Consider the following 7,924-nt stretch of genomic DNA (forward strand, 5'->3'; position numbering starts at 1 on the left):
GTGGGCGTGGCTGGCAGGCGGCGGCGTGGGTAGCGTCGGGGGCAGACAGGGCGCACGGAACTTGCAGAGGGGTCCGGTGCCGAGGCAGCACATCGAAGGAGCACAGAACGTGAACGCAGTGAAGACGAATGCCGCAGGCCGCCAGATGGTCGCCGTGGTCACCGGTGCTTCGACCGGCATCGGCGAGGCCACCGCACGACGACTGCGCGCCGACGGCTGGACGGTCTACGCCGTGGCGCGGCGCGCCGAGAGGCTGGAGACTCTGGCCCAGGAGACCGGGGCGATCGCCGCGGCGACCGATCTCACGGTGCAGGAGCAGGTCGACGCCCTGCGTGATCGCGTGCTGGCCGAGCAGGGCACGATCGACGCCCTGCTGAACATCTCCGGAGGCGCCCGCGGCACGGACAAGGTGGGCGATGCCAAGGACGAGGACTGGCAGTTCATGTACGAGGTCAACGTCATGGGCACCATGCGCCTGATTCGCGCCTTCCTGCCGGCGCTGCGCGACAACGGCGAGGCCACGGTGCTGAACCTGACCTCGATCGCCGGGTGGCGGGCCTATGAGGGCGGCTCGGGCTACAACGCCGCCAAGTTCGCCGAGCGCGCCATGACCGAGGCCCTGCGCCTGGAGGAGGCCGAGAACAACCTGCGGGTGATCGAGGTGGCCCCGGGACTGGTGCACACCGAGGAGTTCTCCCTGATGCGCCTGGGCGGGGATCAGGCGGCCGCGGACAAGGTCTACGCGGGGGTCGACAAGCCGCTGACGGCCGAGGACGTAGCCGAGGTCTGTGCCTTCTCGGTGAACCTGCCGCACCACGTGGACCTGGACACGATCACCGTGAAGCCGGTGGCCCAGGCCGCCCCGCACAAGATGATCCGCAGCAGCTGAGCAGCCTTCAGCGCGAGTAGGCGGTGCCGGTGACCTCGCAGCCCTCCTCCGAGTGGAAGGCCTGGACCTGGGAGATGAAGGAGCCGGCGCCGTCGCAGGAGCTGTGGACGTTGGAGGCGTAGGCGCCCACGCCGGCCAGGACGCTGAGCACCAGCAGGAAGGCGAGCACGGCGGCGAGCAGGGCTCGGCCGTTGAGAGCATCGGTCATGCGGGCACCTCCTGAACTGCTGTCTGCGGCCCTCGGACGATCACTCCCTGCGATCGTCGCTCCCGGGGCGCGGTGCCGCTGGCTGCGGCACCTCTCGGTCGGCTGCGGCTGGCTCTGCCGCAGCGGGTCAGCAAGGACCGGATGCTTTCCGAGGACAGCTTCCGGCGACGGACCACGAGACAACGTAGCGACCTGAAGCGGGGTCGGAGCCCGATTCGGGGTGAAAACCGATAACGATCCGATCACTGTGTGTCGATTCGTTGATCTGCCTCACATCTGAAGCGCCTCAAGCGGAGAGCGGCGTCACAGCGGAGGCCTCACGCCCCGAAGACCACCGTGCGGTCGCCGTTGAGGAAGATCCGGCCTTCGCAGTGCGCCTGCACGGCCCGGTGCAGCACGGTGCGCTCCACATCGGCGCCGGCCTGCACCAGGTCCTCCTTGGACTGCCCGTGGTGCACGCGGGTGACGTCCTGTTCGATGATCGGGCCCTCGTCGAGGTCCGCGGTGACGTAGTGCGCGGTGGCCCCGATCATCTTCACGCCGCGGTCGTGGGCGCGCTGATACGGGTTCGCCCCGATGAACGACGGCAGGAACGAATGGTGGATGTTGATGATCGGGGTGGGAGCCTTCTGCAGGAACTCGTCCGAGAGGATGCGCATGTAGCGCGCCAGCACGATGACGTCGACGTCGTCGCCGATCGCCTCGAGCACGGCCGCCTCGTGCTCGGTCTTGGACAGGCCCTCGTGCGGGACGACGACGAACGGGATGCCGTGGAACTCGCACAGCTGTCGGTGGACGTCGTGATTGGCCACGACCTTCACGATCGATCCGCCGAGCTGCCCGTCCTGGGCCCGGCGGATCATCTCGTTGAGGCAGTGCTCCGTTCGGGAGGCCAGCACCGCGATGCGCTGCTGGGCCGGGTGGGGGCGGATCTCCACCTCGGCGGCATCGAGCGAGGCGCTCAGCCGCTCGCCCAGGCGGCGGAACTCGTCGTCCTCGGCCGCCTGCGACTCGAAGCGCCCGGCGGGGGCCTCGATGACCGCGCGCACAAAGAACGAGCCGTCGTTCGTGAACTGATCCAGCTGGTGGATGTTCAGGCCGCGGTCTGCGAAGGCGGTCGTGATGATGGAGACCAGCCCGGTGCGGTCGGGGCAGGAGACGCGGACGATACGCTGGAGCACGGCACTTCCTCGAGGGACGAGAGGCGGGGGATCGCCCGATATCTTCCCACAAGCGCCCCGGCAGCCCCCTCATCCCGATGTGCCGCGGGTGCGGGCAGTGGCCTATGATCGAAGGCAGAACGCGAGCAGGGATCCGGCCATCACCGGGGAGCTCTTCGGAAGAACGGGGCGCGCGCCCTCAGTAGAGCCGAACGGGTCGGGCCCGACACAGCCTCAGCATTCGAGCGGCTCGCCTGCTCCCGGACACGGGGGCGGCGGGCAAGCGAGGTGGTACCGCGTCGAAGACGGCCGTCACGCACGGCCACGGCGTCCTTGCAGCAGGGACCCGCGGAGCATGATCCGCGGGATCGAGGACGACGCACGACCAGGACGGACCACATGAGCGCACAGCATCCCCTGTATCCCAAGGCGAGCACCGGCGAGACCCGCGAGGTGCCCGCCTCCCCGCGCTTCCCGCAGATCGAGGAGCGGGTGCTCGAGTATTGGAAGCGCGACGGCACCTTCCAGGCCAGCATCGACCAGCGCTCGGCCGGCGAGAACGGCTCCAACGAGTTCGTCTTCTACGACGGCCCTCCCTTCGCCAACGGCCTGCCGCACTACGGCCACCTGCTCACCGGCTACGTCAAGGATCTCGTGGCCCGCTTCCAGACGCAGCAGGGCCGCCGCGTGGAGCGCCGCTTCGGCTGGGACACCCACGGCCTGCCCGCCGAGCTCGAGGCCATGAAGCAGCTCGGCATGACGGACAAGGCCGAGATCGAGGCCATGGGCATCGACCGCTTCAACGACGCCTGCCGCACCTCCGTGATGACGTACGCCTCCGAGTGGCAGGACTACGTCACCCGCCAGGCGCGCTGGGTCGACTTCGACAACGACTACAAGACCCTGAACCCCGACTACATGGAGTCGGTCATCGGCGCCTTCAAGGCGCTGGACGACAAGGGCCTGGTCTACAAGGGCTACCGCGTCCTGCCGTACTGCTGGAAGGACGAGACCCCTCTGTCCAACCACGAGCTGCGCATGGACGAGGACGTCTACCAGGAGCGCACCGATCAGACGGTCACCGTGGCCTTCCGCCTGAGCGGCGAGCTCCAGGACGGGGCCGACGGCGATCCCGAGCTGGCCGGTGAGCTCGCCGGCGCCGAGGCCCTGGCCTGGACCACGACCCCCTGGACCCTGCCGACCAACCAGGCGCTCGCGGTCGGCCCGCAGATCTCCTACGTCCTGGCGCCCGGGAGCGGCGAGCTCGAGGGCCGCCGCTTCCTGCTGGCCCAGGACCTGCTGGGCGCCCACGCCGAGGCGCTGGGCTACGACTCCGCCGACGAGACCGCTGCCGCCGTGGAGCGCACGTTCGCCGGCTCCGAGCTGACGGGGCTGCGCTACGAGCCGCTGTGGGACTACCTGCGCGGGCTGCCGGAGACGGCCGTGGCACTGGCGCCGGGGCAGTCGCTGGAGAACTCGTGGCAGATCATCGCGGCCGACTACGTCACCACGACCGACGGCACGGGCATCGTCCACCAGGCCCCGGCCTACGGCGAGGACGATCAGATCGCCTGCGCCGCCCACGGCATCCCCGTGGTGCTCTCGGTCGATGAGTCCGGGGCGTTCTTCGGCTGGTTCGCCGACGGCTCCGTGGTGCCGGGCACCCCGCTGGGCCCGATCGCCGATCGCAACGTGTTCGACCCCGAGGTCTCGCGCACGATCATCCGCGACCTGCGCGAGCGCGGTCTGCTGGTCAAGCAGCAGTCCTACGCGCACTCCTATCCGCACTGCTGGCGCTGCCGCAATCCCCTGATCTACCGCGCGGTGGACTCCTGGTTCGTGGAGGTCACCCGGTTCAAGCAGCGCATGGTCGAGCTCAATCAGGAGATCAACTGGATCCCGGGCAACGTGAAGGACGGGCAGTTCGGCAAGTGGCTGGAGAACGCCCGCGACTGGTCGATCTCGCGCAACCGCTACTGGGGCTCGCCCATCCCGGTGTGGGAGTCGGATGATCCGGCCCACCCGCGCCGCGACGTCTACGGCTCGCTGGCCGAGCTCGAGGCGGACTTCGGTCGTCTGCCGCGCAACGCCGAGGGCGAGGTGGATCTGCACCGGCCTTGGATCGACGAGCTGACGCGCCCCCACCCGGATCACCCCGAGGCCACCATGCGCCGGGTGCCCGAGGTCCTGGACGTGTGGTTCGACTCCGGGTCGATGCCCTATGCCCAGGTGCACTTCCCCATGGAGAACCGCGACTGGTTCGCCACGCACAACCCGGGCGACTTCATCGTGGAGTACATCGGGCAGACCCGAGGCTGGTTCTACACGCTGCACATCCTGGCCACGGCGCTGTTCGATCGTCCCGCCTTCCGCAACGTGATCTCCCACGGCATCGTGCTGGGCTCCGACGGGCAGAAGATGTCCAAGTCCCTGCGCAACTACCCGGACGTCTCGGAGGTCCTGGACCGCGACGGCGCCGACGCCATGCGCTGGTTCCTGATGTCCAGCCCGATCCTGCGCGGCGGCAACCTCATCGTGACCGAGGAGGGCATCCGCGAGGCCACCCGCCAGATGCTGCTGCCGCTGTGGAGCACCTGGAACTTCTTCAGCCTCTACACGAACGCCGCCGACGGCGGGGCCGGCTACGACGCCCAGCCCCGCTACGACAGCGAGAACGTGATGGACCGCTTCGTCCTGGCCCGCACCGGGGCGACGGTGCGGGAGGTCCAGTGCCAGTTCCTGGACTACGACATCTGGGGTGCGGCCGAGACGCTGCGCTCGCACATGGAGCTGGTGACCAACTGGTACGTGCGCCGGTCCCGCGACCGGTTCTTCGAGGAGGACCGCGCGGCATTCGACGTCCTGTGGACCGTGCTCGAGGCGACCACCCGGATGTCGGCACCGCTGCTGCCGCTGATCAGCGAGGAGATCTGGCGCGGGCTGACCGGCGGGCGCTCCGTGCACCTGACGGACTGGCCCGACGCCGATCAGTTCCCCCACTCCGCCGAGGACGAGCGGCTGGTCCAGCTCATGGAGACCACGCGTGCGGTGTGCTCGGCGGGGTCCTCTCTGCGCAAGGCGCACGGCCTGCGCGTGCGCCAGCCGCTGGCCGGGATGACCGTGGTGGTCCCGGACGGGCAGGCCCTGGCCGGGACCTTCGAGTCCATCGTGGCCGATGAGCTGAACCTCAAGTCGGTCGAGCTGCGCGACACCGCCGGCACGAGCCCCTCGGACTACGGCATCTCCCAGCAGCTCAAGGTCAATGCCCGCGCCGCGGGCCCGCGCCTGGGCAAGGGCGTTCAGGCCGTGATCAAGGCCGCCAAGGCGGGGGAGTGGTCCACCGCCGAGGACGGCACCGTGAGCGCCGGCGGCGTCGAGCTGGCCGAGGGCGAGTACGAGCTGCAGACCGTGGTGGGCGAGGACGCGGCGGCGCAGACCGCCGTGACCGTCCTGCCCGGCGGCGGGTTCCTGGTGCTCGACACCGCCCTGACCCCGCAGCTGGAGGCCGAGGGCGTGGCCCGCGACATGGTCCGTGCCGTGCAGCAGGCCCGCAAGGATGCCGGGCTGCAGGTCTCCGACCGCATCCGCACCACGATCACGGACACCGCCGAGGTCATCGCGGCCGTGCAGGCCCACCGTGAGCTCGTCTCGGGCGAGACCCTGTCGGTCGAGCTCGAGCTGATCGAGGCGCCGGACCCGAAGCAGTCGGGCATCACGGTCGCCGTGGTCGAGACGGCCGGATCGGAGGGCGCGCTGTGAGCATCGATCCCCCCAAGAAGGACACCGCGGCCGAGGGCACCGATCTGGGGGCCTCCGCGCTGAGCCAGGACGATTCGGTATGGGCCGCGCCGTCGGTGGGCTCCGTCGAAGACGTCTACCAGCAGCTGCTGGCCCGCGCCCCGGAATCGGCCATGGAGCCGCGGATGGAGGCGGTCGAGCAGGCCGTGGAGCTGCTGGGCGATCCGCACCGGGCCGCACCGGTCATCCACATCACGGGCACCAACGGCAAGACCTCCACGGCGCGCATGATCGAGGCGCTGCTGCTGTCCCAGGACCTGCGGGTGGGCCGCTACACGTCGCCGCACCTGGAGTCGGTGACCGAGCGCATCTGCCTGGACGGCTCCCCGGTGACCGAGGAGACCTTCGTGCGGGTCTTCGCCGAGATCGCCCCGCTGATCTCTGTCGTGGACTCCGGCCTGGAGGCCGAGGGCAAGCAGAGGCTGACGTACTTCGAGCTGCTGACCGTGCTGGCCTTCGCGATCTTCGCCGACGCCCCCGTGGACATCGTCGTGCTCGAGGTCGGGCTGGGCGGGCAGTGGGACGCCACGAATGTGGCAGATGCCGCCGTCTCGGTCGTCACCCCGATCGACCTGGATCACACCGAGCTGCTCGGCGACACGGTGGAGGACATCGCCCACGAGAAGGCCGGGATCCTCAAGCCCGAGGGCTTCCTGATCTCGGCGGCCCAGGTCCCGGAGGCCGCCGACATCCTGCTCGAGCGCGCGCAGGAGCTCGGGATCCCGTTCCGCTTCGAGGGCGTGGAGTTCGGCGTCGCCGAGCGCACGCCCGGCGTCGGCGGGCAGCAGCTGTCGATCCGCGGCCTGGCCGCCGAGTACGACGAGCTGCTGCTGCCGCTGCTGGGGGCGCATCAGGGCCAGAACGCCGCGGTGGCCGTGGCCGCCGTCGAGGCCTTCGTGGGCGGAGGGGAACGCGCCCTGGACATCGAGGTCGTCCGCGATGCCTTCGCGGCCATGACCTCGCCGGGGCGCCTGGAGCTGATGCAGCCGTCGCCGCCGGTGATCCTGGATGCCGGGCACAACCCGCACGGCGTGCGCGCCAGTGCTGAGGGCCTCGTGGAGGCCTTCCACCCCGAGCGGCTCTACGCCGTGGTGGGGGTGCTCGCCGAGAAGGACGTCGACGGCGTCCTGCGCGCCCTGCACGACGGCTACGGGCACGCGAGCATGCAGTGGTGGTTCACCCGCTCGGGCTCCCCGCGGGCCGTGGACCCGGAGGAGCTGGCCGCAGCGGCCGTCGAGCTGGGCTACGACGAGGCGTCGGTGCACACTGCGGAGACGATCGGGGAGGGCCTCGAGGCCGCCCTGGCGGCGGCGCGCACCGAGGTCGAGGGCAAGGGCGAGTCGGCGGTGCTGGTCACCGGCTCCATCACCGTCGTGGGCGAGGCCCGCGGAATCCTGGAGGGCTGAGCCCATGGCGCGCAACCAGCGCAAGCTGAGCAGGAAGCAGCAGGAATGGCGGCCGGGGCAGCGCAAGAAGCCGGCCTCCGTCTTGGTGATGTTCGGCGCCACGACGCTGCTGATGGAGGCGTTCGTCGTCTTCTTCGGCGGCCTGGCGGTCTTCGGCCTGTGGGGCGAGGGGCATCCGGGCCGCGTCCCGGTGCTGATCGGCGCCGCCATGCTCGCGGTCGTGTTCGGGCTCGCCTCGGGAATGGTCAGCAAGCCCTGGGGGCCGACTCTGGGGTGGATCCTGCAGCTCGTGCTGCTGGCCACCGGCTTCGTGCTGCCGGCCATGTTCATCGTGGGCGCGATCTTCGTGCTGTGCTGGTGGTACTCGCTGCGCACCGGTCGGCGCATGGATCGCGAGAAGCGGCAGCGCTACGAGGCTGAGCTCGAGTGGGATCGGCAGCACGGCCTGAGCTGACAGGCTCCG

At 70.1% G+C, this 7,924-nt stretch carries 6 protein-coding genes; 4 read left to right on the top strand and 2 right to left on the bottom strand.

Annotation, left to right across the window (positions count from 1 at the left end):
* Positions 1-145: 145 nt before the first annotated feature.
* On the top strand, positions 146-889 hold the full coding sequence (locus tag M3E84_RS12045) for an SDR family oxidoreductase (protein WP_259896493.1): 744 nt from the start codon (positions 146-148) through the stop codon (positions 887-889).
* Between the two features lie 7 nt (positions 890-896).
* On the opposite strand, the gene M3E84_RS12050 is transcribed toward M3E84_RS12045, so the two are convergent.
* Together M3E84_RS12050 and purU are read right to left on the bottom strand one after the other, a co-directional pair.
* Positions 897-1,097 carry a hypothetical protein gene (locus M3E84_RS12050; RefSeq protein WP_259896486.1) on the bottom strand — a complete coding sequence of 67 codons (201 nt, stop codon included), beginning with the start codon at positions 1,095-1,097 and terminating at the stop codon, positions 897-899.
* A gap of 317 nt (positions 1,098-1,414) precedes the next feature.
* Positions 1,415-2,278, bottom strand: coding sequence for a formyltetrahydrofolate deformylase (purU, locus tag M3E84_RS12055; RefSeq protein ID WP_259896487.1), 864 nt, complete (start codon positions 2,276-2,278; stop codon positions 1,415-1,417).
* A 378-nt stretch (positions 2,279-2,656) separates the two neighbouring features.
* Here purU and ileS point away from each other — a divergent pair, with 378 nt between their 5' ends.
* Genes ileS through M3E84_RS12070 form a run of 3 tightly spaced genes read left to right on the top strand, consistent with a single transcriptional unit; the run spans position 2,657 to position 7,915 of the window.
* Positions 2,657-6,016 carry an isoleucine--tRNA ligase gene (ileS, locus tag M3E84_RS12060; protein WP_259896490.1) on the top strand — a complete coding sequence of 1,120 codons (3,360 nt, stop codon included), beginning with the start codon at positions 2,657-2,659 and terminating at the stop codon, positions 6,014-6,016.
* A gap of 44 nt (positions 6,017-6,060) precedes the next feature.
* Positions 6,061-7,461: a folylpolyglutamate synthase/dihydrofolate synthase family protein gene (locus tag M3E84_RS12065; protein WP_259896495.1), complete on the top strand. Its 1,401-nt coding sequence runs from the start codon at positions 6,061-6,063 to the stop codon at positions 7,459-7,461.
* Between the two features lie 4 nt (positions 7,462-7,465).
* Entirely contained in the window at positions 7,466-7,915 is a 450-nt protein-coding gene (locus tag M3E84_RS12070; protein ID WP_259896491.1) for a DUF4233 domain-containing protein, read from the top strand.
* The last annotated feature ends 9 nt before the right edge of the window (positions 7,916-7,924 follow it).

Source organism: Kocuria sp. p3-SID1428 (genome assembly GCF_025149945.1).
Taxonomy (GTDB): domain Bacteria; phylum Actinomycetota; class Actinomycetes; order Actinomycetales; family Micrococcaceae; genus Kocuria.